Raw genomic sequence first — 21,829 nt, 5'->3', positions numbered from 1 at the left:
AAAATAAGGAATCTATAACAAACCTACATGCCACTTTACAAAACAATAACAGCAAACGCCCATACTAAAGTCTTCATTTGGAAGGTGGAAGAGGAATTTAAAGCGCTTAGTGAAGGGATCCAACTCACCGATCATTGCCAAAGCAGGGTAGATGGAATGAAATCTGAAATTCATCGCAGAGGATTTATGAGTATCCGTCATTTGTTAGCTGAAGCTGGTTATGTGGATGCCGATCTTTATTATGATAAAATAGGAAAACCCCATTTGAAGGATGGGAAGAATATCTCTATTACACATTCCTTTAACTTCACGGGTATCATTGTAAGTGAGGCAAAGGTGGGGATTGATATTGAAAAACAGCGAGAAAAAATTCTGAAAATAGCTAATAAATTTACACCGCTAAAAGAATACCATACCTTAGCTAACGAAGATGCCTTGATCCGAAAACTCACTATAGTTTGGGGAGCTAAGGAGTCTGTCTATAAAATGTTCGCAGAACCGGGCTTAGGTTTTTTGCAGCATATTAATGTGACGGATTTCGATTTTGATGATTCAAGGACCACAGCAAAGGTGTTCTTCAAAGGAAAAAAATCCTATTATGAGATGGAATTTTTGGAATTCGAAGGGTTTACCTGCGTGTATGGTTGGGTCAAGAAGTCTCTAGAAAACTGATTCGATGCTGAATTTTTACAGGGAGATCGAAGCTGCAGCTGCACAAAACAGGAAGTTACTTTCTATTCTTATAGATCCAGATAAGTTCGAAAAAAATCAAGCCAAGAATTTTCTTAGTAGAATACCAGGAAACACCTCCCATATTTTTATAGGAGGGAGCACAGTTGCACAAAAAAAAACAGAGGAAATCGTAAAAGTTATAAAGGCTAAAACTCAGTTGCCGGTTTTTCTTTTCCCGGGCGATCATACGCAAATCACTAGAGAGGCCGATGCGATTTTATTTCTTAGTTTAATTTCTGGACGAAATCCTGAATATCTTATAGGGCAACAAGTGAAATCAGTTCCAAAATTGAAAAATTCTGACCTTGAAATTATACCAACGGGCTATATTTTAATTGATGGTGGTAGTAAATCTGCGGTTCAAAGAGTAAGTAATACCATGCCCATTTCTCAATTAGAGGTAGATACTATAGTAAATACTGCACTTGCAGGACAGTATTCCGGAAAGAAGCTTATCTACCTAGAAGCCGGTAGTGGTGCCAGGAAACCAGTTTCTCAGGAGATAATTACAGCCGTAAAGAAAGCCATAGATGTTCCTTTATTAGTAGGTGGTGGTATCCGGACCACAATTCAACAAAAGGAAGCCTATGAGGCAGGGGTTGATTTGTTAATTATGGGATCCCATTTTGAAAGATGAAAGCAGATTAATTGTTTTCTCTTTCCCATTCTTAACTTCAAACTATTAAATTTGGCTTTGAGCTAAAAATCCCAAATATGAAAATTTCAGTAGAACTTACTTTGACTCCCATTCAGGATGATTTTGAACCTGCGATCATTAATTTTATAAAGAAAATTCGTACTTCCGGGTTGACTGTAAAAGAGAACCCTTTGAGCACCCAAGTGTATGGAGATTATGACACAGTGATGGCCTTGCTTAATACAGAAATAAAGGCTGCTTTTGAAGCCATTGATCGAGGACTGCTGTATATGAAAATTGTAAAATCTGACCGCAGCGATTATGCAGCCGATTTTTGATTTTTTCTTCGACCAATATTCAGGGTACCCTACTTTATATATAGTTCTTGAGCTCATTGCGGTGATCTTTGGATTTTTATCGGTCTGGTATTCAAAACAAAATAATATCCTGGTATATCCTACGGGGATTATCAGTACCCTCATTTTCGTTTTTTTGCTTTGGCAATGGCAGTTATTAGGGGATATGATGATTAACGCCTACTATTTTTCCATGAGCATTTATGGGTGGTATGTTTGGACGCGAAAAATAGATGCTACCCATTTCACTCCGATTACCAATACTACCAATAAGGAAAACTGGCAAAGCCTATTCATCTTCGTAGGTACGCTTTTGTTTGTTTTCATTGTTTACCGATGGTTCGATAAATGGAATAACTGGACAGCGTATGTGGACACCCTAACTACTGCTATTTTCTTTGTGGGAATGTGGCAAATGGCCAATAAAAAGATCGAGAATTGGATTTTCTGGATTATTGGAGATGTCATTTCAGTTCCTTTGTATTTCTATAAAGGACTTACTTTCACGGCAATTCAATATTTTGTATTTACCATAATTGCTATATACGGCTACAAAGCATGGAAGAAACACTTGCGCAACGACCTTCGTCCGTCTTAAAGGCTGTCTTTTTTGGGCCGGAATCCACTGGAAAAACTACTCTTGCCAAAATGCTGGCGGAGCATTTCGATACCCGATGGGTAGAGGAACATATGAGGGAGTACCTACAAGAAAAATGGGATTTAGAAAAAAAAGTTTGTGAACCAAAGGATATGTTGCCAATCGCTGGCGGGCAAATACGGCGAGAAAATGAACTGGCCGAAAAATCGAATAAGATTTTATTTTGCGATACGGACCTATTAGAATTAAAAGTGTATTCTGAAGCGTATTACAATGGATTCTGCGATCCGCAACTTCTTAAACATGCGTTAAACAACCGGTACGATATATACTTTTTGATGTATATTGACGTTCCCTGGACTCCCGACGATCTTCGGGATAAACCCCTGGACCGTATTGGGATGTTTAAGCGATTTGAAGAAGCTTTAATTCTCACCGGAAAGCCCTATGTGGTTCTAAAAGGTGATTTAAACGAGCGTTTTCAAACTGCGGTTTCGGAAATTAATAAACTTTTAAAAACGTAAAGACGTGGGATTCAGCGAAATTGATATTTTACAGATTGAGGAGAAAGGATTAAGTTCAAAAGAAGTAGAACGCCAACTTAAATTATTTGAAAAAGGTAATATAAAAGTTGATATTCAGAAGGCTGCGACACCTGGTAATGGGATATTTGTTTATTCCGAAAAAGAAAAAAAAGACTTTATCGCACATTATGAAGATAGAAAACCTCAATTGAATTTTCTAAAGTTTGTGCCGGCTTCGGGTGCCGCTACCAGAATGTTTAAGGCCCTTCATAAATTCGCCGATGAATTTGACTTTGAACAGGAAAGCATTAGGGATTATCTGGACCGAAAAGGGGATGCTTCACTCCAACGGTTTTTTGAAGGGATGGAACAGTTACCTTTTTACTACCAGGCTCTGAAATTAGCCAGCGAGAAGGATTCAACTTTTGATAATAAACCTAAGGATGAACAGCAATTGATTCTGGTCAAGACAATGCTCTATGAAGATGGTCTTAATCTTAATAGTCTTCCAAAGGGGCTGGTTCCTTTTCATAAATATGGAAACAGAATTGCTACTGCTTTTGAAGAACACCTCTACGGTGCTGCCAGATACTTAAACGTAAATGGCCAGGCCAGGTTACATTTTACGATTTCCCACGGGGATAAGGATAAGTTCAAAAATGAATTTGAGGCCATAAAGGAGAGAGTGGAAAAGGCCACCGAAACAAATTTTGAAATAACCTATTCCTATCAGGATCCTAAAACAGATACCATTGCAGTAACCCAGGAAAATGAACCTTTTAGGGATGAAGAAGGCCATATCTTTTTTAGACCTGGTGGACATGGAGCTCTAATTGAAAACCTCAATAATCAGGAGGCTGATCTTATCTTTATTAAAAATATAGATAATGTAGTGCTTGAGAAGAATCTTGGGGATGTTGTAGAGCATAAAAAAATGTTGGGTGGAAAAATCCTTCAACTTCAGGAGCAGATATTTAATTATTTAAACCTATTGGAAGCTGGGAATAATTCTGAGGCTAAGCTTGATGAGATTGCTCATTTTATAGAAAATGAGCTCACTGTGGAAATAACGACTTCTTTCAATAAATTCACGGGAGAAGAGAAGACTCAATATCTCTGCGAGAAACTTGATAGGCCTTTACGTGTTTGTGGAATGGTTAAAAATGAGGGAGAACCTGGAGGGGGTCCCTTTTTAGTTAAAGATGAGTCAGGGGAAGTAAACCTACAGATTATTGAAGGAGCTCAAATCGATAAGGAAAATAAGGAACAACTCAAGATACTAAATAATTCCACTCATTTCAATCCGGTGGATATCGTGTGCGGGATTTATAATTGGAAAGGTGAGAAATACGATCTTCATAAGTATGTCGATGAACGAATGAGCTTTATTGCTCATAAAACCAAAGATGGAAAGCCATTGAAAGCTCTAGAACGTCCAGGTCTTTGGAATGGGGGGATGGCCTTTTGGAATACGGTTTTTGTAGAAGTGCCGGTGACTACTTTTAATCCCGTTAAGACTGTATCGGATCTGCTGAAACCGAATCATCGTACAAAGTAAAGTTAGTGGACCAGGAAAGAATAATACAGGAATTACACTTTAAGGCAGTTAAGAGTTCCGGGGCCGGCGGCCAACATGTAAATAAGACTTCATCTAAAGTGGAACTCTATTTTCCTGTGGAAAATTCGGAAGCTTTATCAGATGAAGAAAAAATCAGGGTTCTTAAGAAATTAGCTAACAGGATTACCGGGTCAGGGGAATTAACGCTCCAGAGTGATGTTTCCCGGAGTCAGAATCAAAATAAAAAAGATGTAACCCTTCGCTTTCTTAATTTGATTAAAGAAGCCCTTAAAAAACGCAAACCCCGAAAAAAGACTAAACCATCTCTTGCAGCTAGGGAAAAACGTTTAAAGAAAAAGAAGATTCAGGCAGATAAAAAGGCTAGAAGAAAAAATCCCCCTCAATCCCCTTAGTGACTGTGTAATTTTTCTACATAATTGTAGAAGGTGATAATGATTTCCCCAGTTTTTTTATTCCCTTATTTTTTGCATGTAAACCTAATAGTTTAGTTATCAGGTCAATGTATTTTTATTTCTGAAATGGTACGATTTTGACTTAAGACCTTTGGAGTTTGATAAAAACTTGATTCAAACTAACTAAACTCAACAGCTTGGATAACTGTTGTATAATTTAGATTTTCGGAGAAAAAAGAGGCTTTAGGGCCTCTTTTTTATTTTGAGGTACACTTATTTGAAGAAATGTGGTCGGAATTTCCACATAAAGAACTCTTAAAATTAGTGAATTTCCACATAAAATTAACCGGAACAACAAACCCCTAAAAGTTAAAACGTCTGTATATCAGTGATTTGACATCAATTTAACTGAATTGGTATAATTGTTCCTTTATATCTAGCAACTAAAATATAAACACACTAAAACTAAAAGTTATGAAAAAGTTAGGATTAAGCTTACTAGCAGTAACCGCAATGTTTTTTTACACTGAAAATGCAAATGCCCAGGTTGAGGGAGAGGTAGAAGCCAATACGCAAGTGGAAGCTCATGCTCAGCAACAAAAAGATTTCCAAGAAATTGATGTCGTAGCACTTCCACAGCCGGTTAAGGATGCTGTCATGACTGACTTTAACGGTGCAGTAACCGAAGAAGCATGGGTAAAAGAGAAAGACGGGAAAACAGTGTATAAACTTTCGCTTAATGTAGAAGGTGAGAAAAAGAAAGTTTATGCAGACCAGGACGGTAACTGGATAGATAAAGATGACAAGGATAAATAAATCCGAGTCGTTTTTAACTCTTAACTAACCAATTTAAACCGCCATATTATGCCCTACCATAGCTTATGGCGGTTTTAACCACTGGCCGAAAACTACAGAGATGCCAACTCTTTCGGCAACGGAAAAATTAGAATTTTTATCAATTTAATTGATATTTAATTTGAAAAAATGACTCTCAGGGAACAAGGATTCTTTGATCAACTAACACTTTAAAAAGAGTCATTTTGGAAGATGTTGAAGATATTCTATATTTTTCTGTTAAATGGATCCAATAAGTAACCGACAAGTATATTCTTTAGATTTGTCGAAAAAAGAGGTCAATTGATTTGATCTCTTTTTTTATGCTTAATTTTAAAATCTATGAACCTAAGATTGTTAAATTTGCACCATACATTTTAATTCAGCATTATTTATGACTAAAATCCTCATAGTAGAAGATGATGTCGCTTTCGGCACGATGCTTAAAACGTTCTTACAAAAAAGAGACTATGAGGCTGGGCTTGTTTTCACGGCTACAGAAGCGTTGAAAAATATAAATGAAAAGGATTTTGACCTTATTCTTACCGATGTTCGACTTCCGGATAAAGATGGCCTAGATATCTTAAAGGAGGTGAAGGCAAAGAATTCCAAAACCCAGGTCATTGTAATGACTAGCTATGCTGAGATAAGTATGGCAGTGCAAGCGATGAAAGATGGCGCCTTTGATTATGTATCTAAACCCTTTCGACCTGAATCTATCCTCCAAACTATTGAAAATGCCTTAAAACATCATCAGGCCAGTGCAGCCGAAATCGAAAAACCAGTCAAGCCTGAAAAATCCACGTCTCAAAAAGATAGTTTTGTAAAGGGTGTCAGTGATGCTTCCCGTAAACTTAACGATTATATTGAGCTTGTTGCACCGACAAATATGTCAGTTCTTATAATAGGGGAGAGCGGAACAGGGAAAGAGCAGGTTGCCAAAAGTATACATTCACAGAGTAAGCGGAAAAATGCAGCTTTTATAGCGGTTGACTGTGGGGCAATCCCTAGAGAACTTGCATCTAGTGAATTCTTTGGTCATCTTAAGGGCTCTTTTACCGGGGCGATCAATGATAAAACTGGTCACTTTGAAGCTGCCAATGGGGGAACTTTGTTTCTAGACGAGATAGGAAATTTATCCTATGAGCTCCAGGTGCAATTACTTCGCGCCCTTCAGGAGAGAAGGATCAAACCCGTTGGGAGTAACAACGAAATTGAAGTTGATATTCGTGTGATCACTGCAACTAATGAAGATCTTGCCCAGGCAGTAAGAGAAGGAGAATTCAGAGAAGACCTTTATCACAGGTTAAATGAATTTTCTATAAAGGTGCCAGCCCTAAAAGATAGAAAAGAAGATCTTATGATCTTTGCGGAATATTTTCTCGATGAAGCAAATACCGAGCTTGAAAAAAATGTGATCGGCTTTACGGAAGAAGCTATCGAGGCTTTTAAAAATTACAATTGGCCCGGAAATTTAAGAGAATTAAAAAATATGGTCAAGCGTGCTGTACTTTTGACCCAGGACGATTTGATCCCATTAAAAGTGCTGCCTCATGAAATTTCAACGGCACAAAAAACTGAAACTGAGTACGGTTTATTTAAAAATAAAAATGAGGAACAACTCATCCTTGAAGCCTTAGAAAAATCTGGTGGAAACAAAAGTAAAGCGGCCAGGTTACTTTCTATAGACCGCAAAACCCTTTACAATAAATTAAAGCAATACGGAATTAAGCTGTAAGCTCACTTTTGAGATGATTCATTAATAACCGAATATTTTTAATTAAGCCGATAAATTCAGATCTGTTTAATTCTTTATGAGTTTCAATCTCTCTTAGCTTTTCCGCAATAAAATGTGCCTTCATTTGTTTAAGCATAGGTAGCATTTTATGAGCTACGTTAGCCATTTTTTCCTGATCCTGTTTTTCAAAAGCTTTCTCTAGGGCATTCAGGTTTTTTTCTGAACTTTCCAGAAAGGCATTTATAATGATGTGCATAGCCTTGTGATCACCCCCTGAGAACTGGTAGATCTCTTCAAGGTCATATTCGGTCCCTGGTTTTTTGCCGGGAGCGAGATAATTATTAGGCCTAAAGCTAACTTCGAATATCTCAGCAATACTATTTAAAAGCTCTTGGGGTTTATAAGGCTTTATGAGGCTTTTTGCAAATCCTGCCTTGATATAAAAGTCAGGATCAAGGCTTGTCCTGCCCGAGATCGCAATCACCGGTACGTTCTTAATTTTCGGGTTCTCTTTAATTTTCGAGATAAGCTCCAAACCATCCATTCTCGGCATTTGAATATCGGTGAGCACCAATTGGAAGTTCCCTGATTTCAGTTTGTTTAAGGCATCATACCCATTTAAACTACTTTCACAGGTAAGACCTAAAGACTTAACCAATTCCTGGGTGAGCGCCAGTTGAGAAGGTTCATCATCCACGACTAATGCCTTCTTATTTTTAAGCAGTTTTGGAGCAGGAGTTTGTTCTTTCTCTTCAGGAATGATTTTCTCTTGATTTTCAATCCGGACCACCGGTATATATATGATGAATTCACTGCCTTCTCCAGCTGCACTAATCAATTCTAGTCTACCTTTGAGCAGGTTGGTTAGACTCCTGGAAATGGTAAGTCCAAGCCCAGTACCTCCATATTGTTTCTCAATTTTATTATTCTCCTGGGAAAACTCTTCAAATATTTCTTCTTGTTTTTCCTTTGGAATTCCGATTCCAGAATCTTTTACCGAAATGATAAGGGTATAACTGTCCTCAATATCTTTTCTGAGCCTGCTGCTAATTCTAATTTCACCTTCATGTGTGAATTTATAAGCGTTGGTAACCAGGTTTGCGATGATTTGTTTTATTCTGAACGGATCGCTTAACACCTGGACATCGGTTTCAGGCGCCATGTCTATTATGATCTCGACATCTTTGTTATTTTCCCCGGGTAAAGAACTATGCACACTATCCTCAATTAATTTCTTAGGATTAAATGGCAACTTCTCTACCAGCATTTTTCCGGCTTCTAATTTGGAAAGGTCAAGCAAATCATTGACAAGCCTTAGTATGAAATCTGACGACTTCTTAACATGGGTTAAATAGTGGTTCTGCTTGGTGTTTAGTGCAGTTTTACCCATCAAATCCGTATAGCCAATGAGCGTGTTCAATGGAGATCTCAGATCGTGAGTAATGGCTGCCATGAAATGTTCCCGGCTCTTCAAAAGTGATTCGGCAAAGGTTTTGGCCTCTTCCAGCTGGCTTCGGTAACGCTGACTTCGGCTGACATCCTTGATGATAAGAAAAAGGAAAACCAGGATGATAATAATACTGATCGAACCGGCTGCGATCATAATCATTGAAGTGTCCTTCAACATATTTTCTGAACTTTGCGCACGGATGAGTGAGGCCTCTCGTTCTTCCTGCTCAATAGTAGCTAGGACACTTCGAAGTTGTTGATTTAATATTAGATCGTTATCCAGAAGTTCATTCTCTTTTTCAATAATTTGCTGGCGAAATTCCAGGTTTGCGGTTTCAAGTTCGCTAAGCACATTTTTTACAGACCCTATAAGGGAATCTGCGGTTCGGTTGGTTAGCTGTTCCGCATTTTCTTCTTCGGAGAATTCCAGTAGTCTGATAAGCACCCTTCTTTGATGGGGCTCGAGGTTGGCAAAGCGCTCTTCGTAATTATTCGCATTAAAAGAAGGTTCTACCTTTCGAAGTTCCTCTATTACTTGAGTGTAGTAGCTTGTATTGCGGTCCTGTGCTCTTAATTTTAATAATTCATTGAGGTTGTCGGTTTTTCTTGAAAGTAGGGCTGAGATGCTGTCCAGTTCTGTTTTCATTTGAGCATCCTTATACGATTCCTTAAGTAAACTGATATTATTTCTAATGGACTCTAAATGGTCCTGATATAGCTTAAGATCACTTTCCTCCCCGGTCTGAATAAGCCGTCGACTAATATTTTCAGTTTCATATAATTCTGTTGTAATGTCACTAACTAAGAAGAGTTTCTCATTATTATTGGTATTGGAATCAGCGAGATTTGTGAAGGCGACCACCTGGGTATAAACGAACCAGACGGATAGGGCAGCTAGGGCAGCTATCAGAAAATACCCAGCTACTACCTTAAAGGTGATCGAACGTTTGGTGTTTTGCATAACTTAACTTCCGCTAAAATTACACCAATTAAATGAAATGCAATAAAAATATGGGAATTCCCAAAAAGCTTTATACATTTGCCCCAAATCTCACAAGGGGTGCCTTTAAATCAAGGCTGAGATCATACCCAATGAACCTGGGCAGGTAATGCTGCCAAGGGATCGCGCAAAGTGCGCTAACTAAGTATGTACTCCTGAAAATGCCAAATCACCGGTGGGCAATTTCAGGATTTTTTATTTAATTTTAAACTAAGAATAATCGCCCCTTTTATTCGTAATAAATATTTACGAATGAAAACTGTATTATTTTATGCTGGCCTATTTTTACTATCCTTTCAGGCCATAGCACAAACTCACATTTTAAAAGGAAAAGTTACTCAGAATGAGGTACCTGTAGAGGGAGTTTTAGTTTACACCCAGGAATCAGGGGGAGGTACACAAACCGATGCGGATGGTAATTATCGTTTGGAACTCGAAGATGGAACCTACAATCTCGTTTTTTCCTACGGGAATCAGAAATCTGTCCAAGTAGATCTTTTTGACAATAAAGTTCTCAATGTAGATCTTTCCGATGCAAAAGAAGTCCTGGATGAGGTATTTCTCTCTTCATTAAGGGTAAATGCTCAGTCTCCTATTACTTATAGTAACCTGACTAACGAGGAAATTGAAAACCGAAATCTAGGTCAGGATATTCCTGTACTTATGAATTATATGCCCAATGTGGTTTCTACGTCCGATGCAGGAGCGGGAGTTGGTTATACTGGAATTCGGGTTCGAGGTAGTGATGGGACTAGGGTAAATGTTACTATTAACGGGATTCCTTATAACGATGCTGAGAGCCAGGGTAGTTTTTGGGTGAACCTTGGAGATTTCGCTTCTTCGGTGGAAAACATGCAACTTCAGCGTGGGGTTGGTACTTCCACAAATGGAGCAGGTGCCTTCGGGGCGAGTCTCAATATTCTTACAGACGGATATAAGGAAAAAGCCTTTGCAGAACTTGCTAATAGTGTGGGTTCCTATAACACCAGAAAACACACTTTAAAATTCAGTACCGGGCTTTTAGATGAACATTGGGAATTTGCCGGTCGAGCCTCTCAGATAAAAAGTGATGGGTATATCGATCGTGCTGCAACCGATTTGAAGTCATATTTTCTCCAAGGGACTTATGTGGATACCAATACCCTGGTAAAAGCCCTCACATTTGGTGGTAGCGAAAGAACTTACCAGGCCTGGTATGGCATCGATGCAGAAACCCTTAGAAATGATCGTACATTTAATCCCGCAGGACTCTATGAAGACAAAAATGGAGCAATACGTTTTTACGAAGACCAAACTGATAATTATAAGCAGGATCACTACCAATTATTATGGAATCAGGAATACGATTCCAACTGGTCATCTAACCTTGCTCTTCATTATACCTATGGTAGGGGTTATTATGAAGAGTATGAAGAGGATGCCAGTCTTACCGAATTTGATTTGGAGCCCTTTGAAGCTGGAGGTGAAATGATTACTAATTCAGATTTGGTGGGTACCAAATGGTTAGATAATCATTTTTTCGGAACAACATATGATCTGAATTACCAGGAAAGTGATTGGGATGTCGTTCTGGGCGGGGGATGGAATAAGTATATAGGTGATCATTTCGGAGAGGTTATCTATACCCAATTTGCCAGTAATAAAAGACCTAATCAACCTTACTATGAGAATACGGCAACAAAAACAGACTTTAATATCTATGGAAAAGCAAATTTCGCGATAACTAATAAGTTAGCAGGTTATGCTGATCTTCAATTGAGAACTATAACTTATGAGACAGAGGGGATTCTTTCCGATGGAAGTAGTTTTCCGGTAGATGATAACTTAAATTTCTTTAATCCGAAGGCAGGACTGACTTATCAGTTGAATACCGGCAATCAATTTTACTTTTCATTTGCCAGAGCTCACAGAGAACCCAGCCGAAATGACTATGAGAATGGCGATCCTGAACCGGAAGAACTCAATGACTTTGAGCTAGGTTGGAGGTATAATTCCCCCAATGTTCAGGTGAACTCCAATTTTTATTTTATGGATTATCAAAATCAGTTGGTACTTACCGGTGGTCTCGATGAGGTCGGTGCCTTTATTCGGGAAAATAGCGGAGAGAGTTACAGGTTGGGACTAGAAATAGATGCCACTATTAGGATATCAGATAAAATTAATCTTCGTCCAAACCTGGCCCTTAGTAGGAACCAAAATATCGACTTCGTTTCAACCTGGGACGGGGAAGCTGTTAATTTTGGAAATACTGAGATTTCGTATTCACCTTCAATAGTTGCTGCAAACCTATTTGGGTATACGCCTTTTGAAGGATTGGAAGTAAACTTTCTTTCAAAATTCGTAGGAGAACAGTATATGAGCAATATTGAAACTGAAGCCTCAAAACTGGACAGTTATTTTGTTAATGATCTTAATGTGCAATACAATTGGAAGGAAGCACCGCTTTTTAAGGAAATAATAATAACGGGGCTAGTAAATAACTTGTTTGGTGTGGAGTATGTTTCTAACGGGTACTATTACACTTACGAATTGCCAAATCCAGAATTTTCCAGTGGACTACAAACCTATGATGGAGCGGGGTATTATCCACAGGCAACTACTAATTTTCTACTTGGGGTAACCTTGAAATTTTAATTGATCAGGAACCTTGCCATATTGTTTATGGCAAGGTTCTTCTATTCTAATTATAAACCTCGATAACATTCCCTATGCGCTCTATGCGGTAGGGTTTTAGGGTAAACTCTCCCTTACCGGCCGTAAGTTCTCCTGTTACAATATTATATTCATTCCCATCCTCACATTGACATTTGGCAGTAATTCCAGTTACCTGCATTGCAGAACAATTATTTGGTGGATGATTTGGATCACTTAGTTCAAAGGCAGTGTACTGGGAATTATTGATGTTGTAAATGACTATTCCTTTAATTCCCTCGGTGTAGGTGGAATAGGAATTTCCAGGATATTGAAGGTTGTTGTATTCGGGAAGGTCTAAACTGAGCTGAATCCTGAAATTCAGGTCCGGGAGATTAGGATTATTAATCCGATTATTTTCTTCGGGAGAACAGCCTGCCAGGAGGACAGAAGTTAATAAGCTCAGGAGTATGTTTTTCATAAAATCCACATTTCTTACTAAAAGAATATAATTGCTTTCAAAGCTTAAATTTATTATATTTGTTAAACAAATCCCGTCACGCTATGGGATTTTTTCTATTTATATAAACGATGAAGTTATGAGCAAAGTATCTTATTATACTGCAGAGGGCCTGAAAAAATTGAAGGATGAATTAAATCAGCTTAGAGATGTTGAAAGGCCAAGAGCTTCTGAGGCGATTGCTGAAGCCCGCGATAAAGGGGATCTTAGTGAGAATGCTGAATATGATGCAGCTAAAGAGGCCCAGGGGATGCTGGAGATGAAAATATCCAAAATGGAAGAAATTGTTGCGAATGCTCGTGTTATAGATGAATCTCAATTGGATACTTCTAAAGTACTTGTACATTCTTTTGTTCGGATTAAAAATCTTGGTAACGGTTCAGAAATGAAATATAAACTTGTAGCCCAAAGCGAGGCTGATCTTAAGTCCGGAAAAATTTCAGTAGATTCTCCGATTGGAAAAGGCCTGCTAGGCAAAAAAGTTGGAGATACTGCCCAAATTGATGTTCCTAGCGGAAAAATGGAATTTGAAATTCTTGAAATCTGGAGAGAATAATTTGTTTATTTAACAGTTAGATGAAATCCTTTTCCAATTCCTTAACTCAGGAAGAAAGAAAAGGATTTTATATTTAATAAAACAAATAAATTATAAACTTATGGCTACACTTTTTAGTAAAATAGTTAAAGGAGAGGTTCCGGCATATAAAATCGCCGAAGACAGTCAGTTTCTTGCATTTCTCGATATAAATCCAAATGCCAAAGGACATACACTTTGTATCCCTAAGAAAGAAGTAAACAGGCTCTTTGATCTTGAAGAAGAAATATACCAGGAGTTAATGCGGTTCTCAAGGAAAGTTGCTATTGCATTGGAGAAAACTGTTCCCTGTAAACGTGTAGGAATGGCAGTAGTAGGTCTTGAGGTTCCGCACGCGCACGTTCATCTAATTCCGCTGAACTCTATGAAAGATATGGATTTTTCAAATAATATCGAAATGAGTGAAGTAGAGTTTGAAAAATTAGCCCAGTCTATTCATGTCAACCTCTAGGTGATTTTTCCTAGTAGATTTTGAGAAATAGAAACATTAAATTAAACCTTCCGTAGAGCAATTCTGAAAGTAGTTCCTTTGTTTATTTCGCTGTGGACAACTTTAATTCTTCCTCGATGATATTCTTCAATTATTCTTTTAGCAAGAGAAAGACCCAAACCCCAACCTCTTTTTTTAGTAGTATGTCCAGGTTCGAAGATTAGTTTGAACCTGTTTTTATCAATACCCTTTCCGCTATCTTTTAGATAAATAAAAGCCCAGTGGTTGTCTTGCTTTATCTCGATAGTCAAGTTTCCTTTTCCCCGCATTGCGTCAATCGCATTTTTCACAAGATTTTCTATGGTCCAGCTGTAGAGCTGTTGGTTAAGGTTTACGTAAATTGATTCCTTTGGAGCAATTAATTGAAATTTGATCAAATTGGAGCTTCTGGTTTTTAAATAATCAAAAGCATTTTGAGTTTCTTCAACAATATTCGTTTTTGTAAGGAGAGGTGCAGAACCGATTTTTGAGAAACGTTCTGTAATGGTTTTCAATCGGTCAATATCCTTTTCCATTTCCTCAATATAAGATGAATTGACATTTTCATCTTTCAAGATTTCTGTCCATCCAATCAATGAAGATAAAGGAGTTCCGATCTGGTGGGCGGTTTCCTTAGCCATTCCTGCCCAGAGTTTATTCTGTTCACTGGATTTTGTGGTGGTGTAAAAGAAATAAACCACTCCCACAAACAAAAAACCAATAAGGGTGAGGCCTATAGGATAGTATTTTAGTTTATTCAAGGCAGGGGAATTTCCGTAGAAGATATATTGTTCCTGACCTTCGCCCAGGTTTATAACAATGGGTTCGTTTTCGTCCTTTATGCGATTGAGGTATTTTCTTAACCTTTTCTCGTTTTGTGTAATTGCAGGATCTATATTGGTAGTATAAGCTACCTCTCCATTTGCATAGGTATGAATTATTGGGATGGTGGTGTTGTTGTTAAGGATCTCCAGAATTAAATCAATCTCTGAATCAGCTGTAGCATTATCAAGTTCTTGCTGCGCTTTTGCCCAAATATTCATCTTTGCGCGCTCATCTTCCTTAAGGCGTTGAAAAAATATAGAAGTATTCCATAGAACAAGAGCGACCACCACTAAACAGGATATTACTATAAACCAGCGGTTAAAACTTCGCTCATCGGTAAAATTCATGTAGTATTAATGGTTTTATAATTTAAAGATAAGCGTTTTTAAATATATTTTATTGCCTCAGTGCTCTTTTCATTCCCTGAGGCTTTCGTTACCTTTGTCAAAATTCAAAGTATGATAAGTATAACTCCCGGGGAGCTTAGCACTGGTAAATTACATCAGTATTTACTGGGTGCTGTAGGGCCAAGGCCTATTGCCTTTGCAAGTACAGTAGATTCACAAGGACGGCCTAATTTATCGCCTTTTAGTTTTTTCAATGTTTTTGGCTCAAATCCTCCTACGCTTATATTTTCCCCTGCAAGGCGTGGTAGAGATAATACAGTTAAGCATACATATAATAATGTTAAGGCTCACAATGAGGTGGTCATAAATATTGTCAATTACCAAATGGTACAGCAGATGTCACTATCAAGTACTGAATACGGAGAAGGGGTAAACGAGTTCGAAAAAGCTGGGCTTACCATGCTTAAATCTGATTTAGTAAAGCCTTTTCGAGTTGCTGAATCACCTGTGCAGTTTGAATGTAAGGTAAAAGAGGTGGTAGAATTAGGGCAAGAAGGCGGAGCCGGTAATTTGGTTATCTGTGAAGTATTGAAGATGCATATTAAAGAAGAAATTTTAGATGAACACGGCTTTATTGATCAACATAAAATAGACCAGGTAGCACGAATGGGAGGAAATTGGTATACGCGTGCCAATATGGGAATGTTCGAAGTGCCAAAGCCACTTTCTACTTTGGGTATAGGTGTGGATTCCATTTCAGTTGAAATCAGGGAAAGCAAGGTCCTTACCGGAAACGATCTGGGAAGGTTGGGAAATGTGGAACGTCTACCTTCCGAGGAAGAAATTCAAGGTTTTCTAAATGAAAATTCAGAAATTGCAACCCTAATTAAAAGCGGAGATAAAAATAAAATTCATTTAAAGGCGAAGGAGCTGCTCAGGCAGAATAAACTGGAAACAGCCTGGAAAATACTATTAGCAAAATAAAGATTTATGGAAGTACAAGGAAAGATTAAACTAATTGGTGAAACTAAAACCTTTGGCAGCAATGGTTTTAGAAAGAGAGAACTTGTGGTTACTACCGAGGAACAGTACCCCCAACACATATTGGTCGAATTCGTTCAGGATAAAACCGACCTTTTGGATCATTACCAGGTGGGACAACCTGTTAAGATAGGAATTAACCTGCGTGGTCGTGAATGGGTTTCTCCGCAAGGAGAAACTAAGTACTTCAATTCTATACAGGGATGGAGGATAGAAAATCTTCAAGCGCAAACAGGAAATCAGGAGGTACCGCCACCAGACCAGTTTGAGCCGGCCAGTGATTTTAATGAAGAAGAACATGATGACTTACCGTTCTAATTTCTGAAAAGATCAAAGAATTTTTTAATTTACAAGCCTGATAGTATTCTATCGGGCTTTTTAATTATTTAAATAAGATTTAGTTGAATTTTCTTAAAAGTGGCGATCCTTTTCCTTCAATTGATCATGCTGATGAGCATGGATTACTTGCCGTTGGAGGAGACTTGAATGTTCAAAGTCTAATCGCCGCATATGACCAGGGAATCTTCCCCTGGTATGATGCTTCACAACCAGTTTTATGGTGGAGTCCAGATCCAAGAATGGTTCTTTTCCCTCATAGACTTAAAATTTCCAAAAGCATGAAACAAGTACTGAGAAAGGAAATTTTTGAAGTTAGTTTTAACAAGGACTTTACAGGAGTTCTGGAGAATTGTGCCAATATAAAACGTCCGGGACAGGTTGGTACCTGGATCACAGATGAGATTAAAGCACAGTACCAAAAATTACACGAACTTGATATTGCACAATCGGTTGAGGTTTGGAAAGATGGAAAGCTCGTGGGTGGACTTTACGGAATATACCTTAGGGATAAAAATGTTTTCTGCGGAGAGAGCATGTTTTCAAAAATGAGTAATGCTTCCAAATTTGGATTTATAAAATTTGTGGAAAAACTCAGAACCGAAGATGTACGACTTATTGATTGTCAGATCTATACTGATCATCTTGCCAGCCTTGGAGCTGAGGAAATACCCCGAAAAACATTTTTAAATTTCCTAAAGTGAGTGTAAAAAATCTCCCTATCGAGAAAGCAAGGAAAAAGGGCAGTACAATCAGCTATTTATGTAAATTTAATCTTTAACAGCGAATTTATGGTAACCGAAATCAACACAGGCACCCTATTTCTTTTTTACCTGGTGATTTTCTTTTTTGCAATTCTCCTGAGATATTTTCTTGCCGCTGGAATTTTTTACTATTACTATTATGTCTGGAACTTTGAAAAGTTCAATGCTAAAAAGTTGAGCAGAAGGAAGTTTAAGAAAGGTCAGGTTAAAAAAGAAATTATTTGGAGTATAAAGGCTTCATTGATTTTTGCTTTTGCCGGGACACTTACCTTTTGGTTATGGACAAAAGATTTAACCGCAATATACCTTGATCCTGAAAAGTATGGCTACTGGTATTTAGGGGTGAGTCTTGTCCTTGTTCTGCTTATACACGAAACTTACTATTATTGGGTACATCGTTGGATGCATCACCCCAGCATTTATAAAAGCGTGCATAAGGTTCATCATGATAGCTTGACGCCCACCCCCTGGACTGCTTTTTCCTTTCATCCCTGGGAGAGCTTCCTGGAAGCTATAATTCTACCCCTTATCCTATTAATTGTTCCGGTTAATATTTATGTGTTGGTCTTTTATCTGCTTCTAATGACCATTAGCAGTGTAATTAATCACTTGGATATTGAGATCTACCCGAAAACATTTCAGAAAACCTGGTTGGGAAAATTACTAATTGGAGCCACCCACCATCATTTTCATCATGCAGAATTCAATACCAATTATGGCCTCTATTTTACGTTTTGGGATAAATTAATGGGAACAGAAAGTCCAAAAATGAATCCTACTGATAATAAACCTGAGCTATAATTTGGGATGGATATCCTTATACCTGAAGCAATCTATTTCATGGTCATTCACCATTCCGGTAGCTTGCATATGTGCGTAAATGATGGTAGAGCCTACAAATTTAAATCCACGTTTTTTTAAATCCCTGCTTAATTTATCGCTAATTGCTGTGGTAGCTGGAGCTTCTTTATAATTTTGGACCCTATTCTGAATAGGTGAGCCATCAACGAAGCTCCAGATATATTTGCTGAAACTTCCATATTCCATCTGAGTTTCCAAAAATGCCTGTGCATTCGTTATTGTGGCATATACTTTTAACTTATTCCGTATAATGCCAGGATTACTAAGTAACTCATGGATCTTTTTTTCAGAATAATCCGCGATCTTTTTATAGTCGAAATTATCAAAGGCTTCTCGAAAATTTTCCCTTTTACGAAGTACAGTGATCCAGCTTAATCCTGCTTGAAAGGTCTCCAAGATGAGGAATTCAAAAATCTTTTGGTCCTCATAAACAGGAACTCCCCATTCCTGGTCATGATAAGCTTCATACAAAGGATCTCCTTGGCACCATCCGCACCGATGTGTTGTTTTCTTAAGGTTGGAATTCATAAGTGATTGTACCTGGTTGGTTATCCCTGCCGGGTAATTGGCTAAATAAGGCATCGGCAGCGTATCGCAGGGCATTATCGATTAAACATTGATTTGTGGTGGAGGAGCTGGCCTTATTCAGAGAGGTTTCTAGAACCCTTCCGCTGGCATCAACACGAATATTGATTACCACCTTTCCTGCGCGGTCACAGGTATAGACAGGATTAGGGATACTGACCGCATTACGGCCCTTTAAGGAAAAAGAAATTGAGCTGCTTCTTAGGCTACCGGATTTCCTTGAAATTTTCCGAGAAGTTTCATTTCCATGAGAAGCCTCTTGATTTTTTTCTGATGCCTTTGGGAAATTGTATTCACCTTCATTAGATTCGTTATCATCTTCTGAGATTTCCTCACTTTTTGCACTATTTTTTTCGAATATTTCCTCTATTTCCCGCTCAAAATTTTTCTCCCGTGCTTCCTGGTTTTCATCAAAGGCGCGATGAGTAGTCATCTCTGTAGTTTTGGGAGATTCTGTTTTTTTCTCGGCTGGTTTGGGAATTTCTTTGCGTTCTGCCTCAAAATCTTCCAAATCTACAATCATCTCGCTTATCCGTTTCTGTTTTTCCGATAAGGTGAAATTATATAAGCCCAGCACTACTACTGAACAAAACAGGATAGTTATAATCAAAGCTTTATGTCTATCAAAAAAATCCATGGCTAATAAAACTTGACTGCGAAACTTTTATTTTAGTTTTGTCGTGATTTTCTTGTAAGAATTAAGAATTCTTAAAAAAAATGTGCCAGAGCTAAAATTGAGTTCTTTCTTTATTAGTTTTCCTGTGAAGGTAATAAATTCTTAAAGGAATCAATACTGAAGGAATCTTCCACCTCATATTTCCCAATCCTGGTTCGTCTTAATCTCGAAAGATGTGCCCCGCTTTTAAGTGCTTTTCCGAAGTCGTGAGCTAAACTTCGGATGTATGTGCCTTTGCTGCAAACCACCCTGAAATCTACTTCCGGGAACCTACTTGTATCAATTTCAAATTCACTTATTTCTACTGACCGGCTGTTAATTTTAACTGCTTCTCCTTTTCTGGCAAACTCATACAGTCTTTTCCCGTCTTTCTTTAATGCTGAATATACCGGAGGCCTTTGCTGAAATTCACCCGTGAATTTCAAAACGGTATTACGAAGGTCTTCTTCTGTTATATGATCAACAGGAAATTCCTGGTCAGGTTCAGTTTCCAAATCATAAGATGGAGTGGTCGAGCCTAGGCTGAAGGTCCCAGTGTATTCTTTTTCTTGGCCTTGCAATTCCTGGATTCTCTTGGTGAACTTTCCGGTACAAATAATGAGAAGACCATTGGCAAGGGGGTCAAGTGTCCCTGCATGGCCTACCTTAATTTTTTTGATGCTGCAGTTTTTTCTTATAAGCCATCGTACCTTATTGACCAATTGAAAAGAGGTCCATTCCAGAGGTTTATCAAATAGGAGTATCCTACCTTTTTTAAAGTCATCGGCTGTGAAGTGTTCTGGTTTCATTTAGTAATTATAATATCCGAAGATAATAGCTGCAACCCCTACGACAAAACAATAAATAGCGAAATAGGAAAGTTTACTTTTTTTAACCAGGGCAATCATCCAGGTGCAGGCTGCAAGTCCCGCGAGAAAGGCTGCTAAAAACCCGATAATTAGCAGGGAAGCATCTGTAGTGCTTTGCGCAAGGTTACCGTCTATAAGATCTTTAAAGATTTTACCAATAATAAGGGGCACCACCATTAAGAAAGAAAACCTGGCGGCCTTCGTTTTATCATTGCCAAGGATGACGGAAGTAGAAATAGTTGCTCCGCTTCTTGAGATTCCAGGTAAAATTGAAATTGCTTGAGAAACACCAATTACAAAAGCATTGGAATAACTTACCTTTTTCTGCGTATTTTTAGCTTTATCCGCCAACCATAGAAGAAGAGCAGTTATTATTAGCATAAAGCCAACAAATAAAACATTTCCTCCAAAAAGGGCTTCAAGTTCATCCTCGAAATAAAAACCTATAAAAGCGGCAGGAATCATGGAAACAATAATTTTCACAGAGAACTCGGTTTCCTCATTCCATTTGAATTGAAAAAGACCGCGAAAGATCTCGGCCACATCTTTTCTAAAAACAACCAGGGTGCTCAATGCAGTGGCGAAATGTAAAACAACGGTAAATAAAAGTGATTCTTCCGGTACACTAGTATCTCCTAGAATAGCTTTCCCCAATTCAAGGTGGCCACTGGAGGAAACAGGTAAAAATTCAGTAAGTCCCTGGATAATTCCAAGAATTGCAGCATCAAATTCGTTCAAGGATGATTATTTTTTGTAAGGATTCAATAAAATAGCATAAACTTCAATGGCGAAACCTAATAGAACTAAAGTAGGCGCAAGGCGTATGCGTCTAAAATTATAAATGGCCTCATTAAATTCATTGGGGTCATCGCTGCCTCCCCCTGCCATTAAAATAAAACCGAGAGCTATTATGAACAAGCCCACGAACATATAGATGTAATTCTTTTTTCCAAAAACAAAATGCTGTTCTGGTTGATCTTTTTCCTTTACTTTTTTCTTCATAAGGGCTCTTGTTTACGGAGTCAAAATTAATTAAAAATATCTAACTGGGTCGGAAAGGAAATATTTTATAACAGGAATTAAAAAAGCTGCGGGCATGGGCCGGCAGCTTTGTGTCTTTTGGTTTTTATTTTTCTGTTTCAGGCAGCGTGTGTAACATTATAATGAGTAAGTAAACTCTGGTAAAATTCCAGGCTTTTTTCATCTTTTCTGATGCAGGCTTTTAAAAACCGCTGAAGGTTTTGGCATTCAAATGTAATGCTGGTATACTGCCTTTTCCCAACAGGAATTTGCATTTCTACTGTGTGTTCGGCATAATTGATCTTTACATTTTTGGCTTCAAAGTATTTTTTGACAATTGCCCTGTGCATAGTATTGAAATTAGTCATTTCTATGTCGGGATTAGAGATACTATAAGTGATCAAATTCTTAACTTCATCAATAATGGGGCTTTCCTGCGTAATCGTACTCATAATTAAGAATGGTTATTTTG

At 38.0% G+C, this 21,829-nt stretch carries 25 protein-coding genes; 16 read left to right on the top strand and 9 right to left on the bottom strand.

What is annotated here, in order from left to right; genetic code table 11:
* Window positions 1-27: 27 nt before the first annotated feature.
* From ACW6NC_RS01650 to ACW6NC_RS01610, 9 genes are all read left to right on the top strand, one after another.
* Complete coding sequence (locus ACW6NC_RS01650) at window positions 28-672, top strand: 4'-phosphopantetheinyl transferase family protein (protein WP_457863383.1); 645 nt, start codon at window positions 28-30, stop codon at window positions 670-672.
* Window positions 673-676: 4 nt separating this feature from the next.
* Complete coding sequence (locus ACW6NC_RS01645; protein ID WP_457863381.1) at window positions 677-1,369, top strand: phosphoglycerol geranylgeranyltransferase; 693 nt, start codon at window positions 677-679, stop codon at window positions 1,367-1,369.
* A 77-nt stretch (window positions 1,370-1,446) separates the two neighbouring features.
* A complete protein-coding gene (locus tag ACW6NC_RS01640) occupies window positions 1,447-1,707 on the top strand; it encodes a thiamine-binding protein (RefSeq protein WP_457863379.1) in 261 nt (86 codons plus the stop codon).
* Window positions 1,691-2,323: a nicotinamide riboside transporter PnuC gene (gene pnuC, locus ACW6NC_RS01635; RefSeq protein ID WP_457863377.1), complete on the top strand. Its 633-nt coding sequence runs from the start codon at window positions 1,691-1,693 to the stop codon at window positions 2,321-2,323. The genes ACW6NC_RS01640 and pnuC overlap by 17 nt, the downstream gene beginning before the upstream one ends.
* A complete protein-coding gene (locus ACW6NC_RS01630; RefSeq protein ID WP_457863375.1) occupies window positions 2,284-2,847 on the top strand; it encodes an AAA family ATPase in 564 nt (187 codons plus the stop codon). The genes pnuC and ACW6NC_RS01630 overlap by 40 nt, the downstream gene beginning before the upstream one ends.
* Before the next feature lie 4 nt (window positions 2,848-2,851).
* Window positions 2,852-4,405, top strand: a complete 1,554-nt coding sequence (locus ACW6NC_RS01625; protein WP_457863373.1) for a DUF4301 family protein — start codon at window positions 2,852-2,854, stop codon at window positions 4,403-4,405.
* Window positions 4,406-4,410: 5 nt separating this feature from the next.
* A complete protein-coding gene (arfB, locus tag ACW6NC_RS01620; protein ID WP_457863371.1) occupies window positions 4,411-4,818 on the top strand; it encodes an alternative ribosome rescue aminoacyl-tRNA hydrolase ArfB in 408 nt (135 codons plus the stop codon).
* 474 nt (window positions 4,819-5,292) lie between these two features.
* Window positions 5,293-5,634: a hypothetical protein gene (locus ACW6NC_RS01615; protein WP_457863369.1), complete on the top strand. Its 342-nt coding sequence runs from the start codon at window positions 5,293-5,295 to the stop codon at window positions 5,632-5,634.
* 412 nt (window positions 5,635-6,046) lie between these two features.
* The gene (locus ACW6NC_RS01610) at window positions 6,047-7,390 is read left to right on the top strand and encodes a sigma-54-dependent transcriptional regulator (protein WP_457863367.1); all 1,344 of its coding nucleotides are present in this window, start codon (window positions 6,047-6,049) and stop codon (window positions 7,388-7,390) included.
* Here ACW6NC_RS01610 and ACW6NC_RS01605 read toward each other — a convergent pair.
* The gene (locus tag ACW6NC_RS01605) at window positions 7,380-9,800 is read right to left on the bottom strand and encodes an ATP-binding response regulator (RefSeq protein ID WP_457863365.1); all 2,421 of its coding nucleotides are present in this window, start codon (window positions 9,798-9,800) and stop codon (window positions 7,380-7,382) included. The two genes, ACW6NC_RS01610 and ACW6NC_RS01605, sit on opposite strands and share 11 nt — an antisense overlap.
* A gap of 291 nt (window positions 9,801-10,091) precedes the next feature.
* On the opposite strand from ACW6NC_RS01605, the gene ACW6NC_RS01600 reads away from it, so the two are divergent.
* Window positions 10,092-12,473 carry a TonB-dependent receptor gene (locus tag ACW6NC_RS01600; RefSeq protein ID WP_457863363.1) on the top strand — a complete coding sequence of 794 codons (2,382 nt, stop codon included), beginning with the start codon at window positions 10,092-10,094 and terminating at the stop codon, window positions 12,471-12,473.
* 46 nt (window positions 12,474-12,519) lie between these two features.
* Here the strand turns inward: ACW6NC_RS01600 and ACW6NC_RS01595 are convergent, their stop codons facing one another.
* Window positions 12,520-12,951: a hypothetical protein gene (locus ACW6NC_RS01595; protein ID WP_457863361.1), complete on the bottom strand. Its 432-nt coding sequence runs from the start codon at window positions 12,949-12,951 to the stop codon at window positions 12,520-12,522.
* Between the two features lie 118 nt (window positions 12,952-13,069).
* Between ACW6NC_RS01595 and greA the strand changes: the two genes are divergently transcribed.
* Together greA and ACW6NC_RS01585 are read left to right on the top strand one after the other, a co-directional pair.
* A complete protein-coding gene (greA, locus tag ACW6NC_RS01590) occupies window positions 13,070-13,546 on the top strand; it encodes a transcription elongation factor GreA (RefSeq protein WP_457863359.1) in 477 nt (158 codons plus the stop codon).
* Between the two features lie 100 nt (window positions 13,547-13,646).
* Complete coding sequence (locus ACW6NC_RS01585; protein ID WP_457863357.1) at window positions 13,647-14,036, top strand: HIT family protein; 390 nt, start codon at window positions 13,647-13,649, stop codon at window positions 14,034-14,036.
* A gap of 41 nt (window positions 14,037-14,077) precedes the next feature.
* Here the strand turns inward: ACW6NC_RS01585 and ACW6NC_RS01580 are convergent, their stop codons facing one another.
* Complete coding sequence (locus ACW6NC_RS01580; protein ID WP_457863355.1) at window positions 14,078-15,226, bottom strand: sensor histidine kinase; 1,149 nt, start codon at window positions 15,224-15,226, stop codon at window positions 14,078-14,080.
* 111 nt (window positions 15,227-15,337) lie between these two features.
* On the opposite strand from ACW6NC_RS01580, the gene ACW6NC_RS01575 reads away from it, so the two are divergent.
* From ACW6NC_RS01575 to ACW6NC_RS01560, 4 genes are all read left to right on the top strand, one after another.
* Complete coding sequence (locus ACW6NC_RS01575; RefSeq protein ID WP_457863353.1) at window positions 15,338-16,210, top strand: flavin reductase family protein; 873 nt, start codon at window positions 15,338-15,340, stop codon at window positions 16,208-16,210.
* A gap of 6 nt (window positions 16,211-16,216) precedes the next feature.
* Window positions 16,217-16,585 (top strand): DUF3127 domain-containing protein, encoded by a 369-nt coding sequence (locus tag ACW6NC_RS01570; RefSeq protein ID WP_457863351.1) that lies wholly within the window; start codon window positions 16,217-16,219, stop codon window positions 16,583-16,585.
* 83 nt (window positions 16,586-16,668) lie between these two features.
* Entirely contained in the window at window positions 16,669-17,307 is a 639-nt protein-coding gene (gene aat / locus ACW6NC_RS01565; RefSeq protein WP_457863349.1) for a leucyl/phenylalanyl-tRNA--protein transferase, read from the top strand.
* A gap of 87 nt (window positions 17,308-17,394) precedes the next feature.
* Window positions 17,395-18,168, top strand: a complete 774-nt coding sequence (locus tag ACW6NC_RS01560) for a sterol desaturase family protein (protein ID WP_457863347.1) — start codon at window positions 17,395-17,397, stop codon at window positions 18,166-18,168.
* Here ACW6NC_RS01560 and ACW6NC_RS01555 read toward each other — a convergent pair.
* From ACW6NC_RS01555 to ACW6NC_RS01530, 6 genes are all read right to left on the bottom strand, one after another.
* Complete coding sequence (locus ACW6NC_RS01555) at window positions 18,163-18,756, bottom strand: DNA-3-methyladenine glycosylase I (protein WP_457863345.1); 594 nt, start codon at window positions 18,754-18,756, stop codon at window positions 18,163-18,165. The genes ACW6NC_RS01560 and ACW6NC_RS01555 overlap by 6 nt on opposite strands.
* Window positions 18,740-19,450, bottom strand: a complete 711-nt coding sequence (locus ACW6NC_RS01550) for a hypothetical protein (RefSeq protein WP_457863343.1) — start codon at window positions 19,448-19,450, stop codon at window positions 18,740-18,742. The genes ACW6NC_RS01555 and ACW6NC_RS01550 overlap by 17 nt, the downstream gene beginning before the upstream one ends.
* A 113-nt stretch (window positions 19,451-19,563) precedes the next feature.
* On the bottom strand, window positions 19,564-20,277 hold the full coding sequence (truB, locus tag ACW6NC_RS01545) for a tRNA pseudouridine(55) synthase TruB (RefSeq protein ID WP_457863342.1): 714 nt from the start codon (window positions 20,275-20,277) through the stop codon (window positions 19,564-19,566).
* On the bottom strand, window positions 20,278-21,075 hold the full coding sequence (locus tag ACW6NC_RS01540) for an undecaprenyl-diphosphate phosphatase (RefSeq protein WP_457863340.1): 798 nt from the start codon (window positions 21,073-21,075) through the stop codon (window positions 20,278-20,280).
* A gap of 6 nt (window positions 21,076-21,081) precedes the next feature.
* Window positions 21,082-21,339, bottom strand: coding sequence for a DUF3098 domain-containing protein (locus ACW6NC_RS01535; protein WP_457863338.1), 258 nt, complete (start codon window positions 21,337-21,339; stop codon window positions 21,082-21,084).
* A 137-nt stretch (window positions 21,340-21,476) separates the two neighbouring features.
* Window positions 21,477-21,809, bottom strand: a complete 333-nt coding sequence (locus ACW6NC_RS01530; protein ID WP_457863336.1) for a hypothetical protein — start codon at window positions 21,807-21,809, stop codon at window positions 21,477-21,479.
* Window positions 21,810-21,829: the final 20 nt, after the last annotated feature.

The sequence above is a fragment of the Salegentibacter profundi genome, from assembly GCF_054121475.1.
The sequence above is the reverse complement of the archived record's forward strand: the minus strand, read 5'-3'. Positions and strand labels throughout refer to the sequence as shown.

Bases quoted from the DNA above. Each gene is read 5' to 3' on its own strand.
- ACW6NC_RS01605 (WP_457863365.1), bottom strand. From the start codon at position 9,800: ATGCAAAACACCAAACGTTCGATCACCTTTAAGGTAGTAGCTGGGTAT.
- ACW6NC_RS01550 (WP_457863343.1), bottom strand. From the start codon at position 19,450: ATGGATTTTTTTGATAGACATAAAGCTTTGATTATAACTATCCTGTTT.
- ACW6NC_RS01555 (WP_457863345.1), bottom strand. From the start codon at position 18,756: ATGAATTCCAACCTTAAGAAAACAACACATCGGTGCGGATGGTGCCAA.
- ACW6NC_RS01610 (WP_457863367.1), top strand. From the start codon at position 6,047: ATGACTAAAATCCTCATAGTAGAAGATGATGTCGCTTTCGGCACGATG.
- ACW6NC_RS01595 (WP_457863361.1), bottom strand. From the start codon at position 12,951: ATGAAAAACATACTCCTGAGCTTATTAACTTCTGTCCTCCTGGCAGGC.
- greA (WP_457863359.1), top strand. From the start codon at position 13,070: ATGAGCAAAGTATCTTATTATACTGCAGAGGGCCTGAAAAAATTGAAG.
- ACW6NC_RS01645 (WP_457863381.1), top strand. From the start codon at position 677: ATGCTGAATTTTTACAGGGAGATCGAAGCTGCAGCTGCACAAAACAGG.
- ACW6NC_RS01560 (WP_457863347.1), top strand. From the start codon at position 17,395: ATGGTAACCGAAATCAACACAGGCACCCTATTTCTTTTTTACCTGGTG.
- ACW6NC_RS01530 (WP_457863336.1), bottom strand. From the start codon at position 21,809: ATGAGTACGATTACGCAGGAAAGCCCCATTATTGATGAAGTTAAGAAT.
- ACW6NC_RS01630 (WP_457863375.1), top strand. From the start codon at position 2,284: ATGGAAGAAACACTTGCGCAACGACCTTCGTCCGTCTTAAAGGCTGTC.
- pnuC (WP_457863377.1), top strand. From the start codon at position 1,691: ATGCAGCCGATTTTTGATTTTTTCTTCGACCAATATTCAGGGTACCCT.
- ACW6NC_RS01615 (WP_457863369.1), top strand. From the start codon at position 5,293: ATGAAAAAGTTAGGATTAAGCTTACTAGCAGTAACCGCAATGTTTTTT.
- ACW6NC_RS01575 (WP_457863353.1), top strand. From the start codon at position 15,338: ATGATAAGTATAACTCCCGGGGAGCTTAGCACTGGTAAATTACATCAG.
- ACW6NC_RS01640 (WP_457863379.1), top strand. From the start codon at position 1,447: ATGAAAATTTCAGTAGAACTTACTTTGACTCCCATTCAGGATGATTTT.
- ACW6NC_RS01600 (WP_457863363.1), top strand. From the start codon at position 10,092: ATGAAAACTGTATTATTTTATGCTGGCCTATTTTTACTATCCTTTCAG.
- ACW6NC_RS01570 (WP_457863351.1), top strand. From the start codon at position 16,217: ATGGAAGTACAAGGAAAGATTAAACTAATTGGTGAAACTAAAACCTTT.
- ACW6NC_RS01580 (WP_457863355.1), bottom strand. From the start codon at position 15,226: ATGAATTTTACCGATGAGCGAAGTTTTAACCGCTGGTTTATAGTAATA.
- ACW6NC_RS01585 (WP_457863357.1), top strand. From the start codon at position 13,647: ATGGCTACACTTTTTAGTAAAATAGTTAAAGGAGAGGTTCCGGCATAT.
- truB (WP_457863342.1), bottom strand. From the start codon at position 20,277: ATGAAACCAGAACACTTCACAGCCGATGACTTTAAAAAAGGTAGGATA.
- ACW6NC_RS01535 (WP_457863338.1), bottom strand. From the start codon at position 21,339: ATGAAGAAAAAAGTAAAGGAAAAAGATCAACCAGAACAGCATTTTGTT.
- ACW6NC_RS01650 (WP_457863383.1), top strand. From the start codon at position 28: ATGCCACTTTACAAAACAATAACAGCAAACGCCCATACTAAAGTCTTC.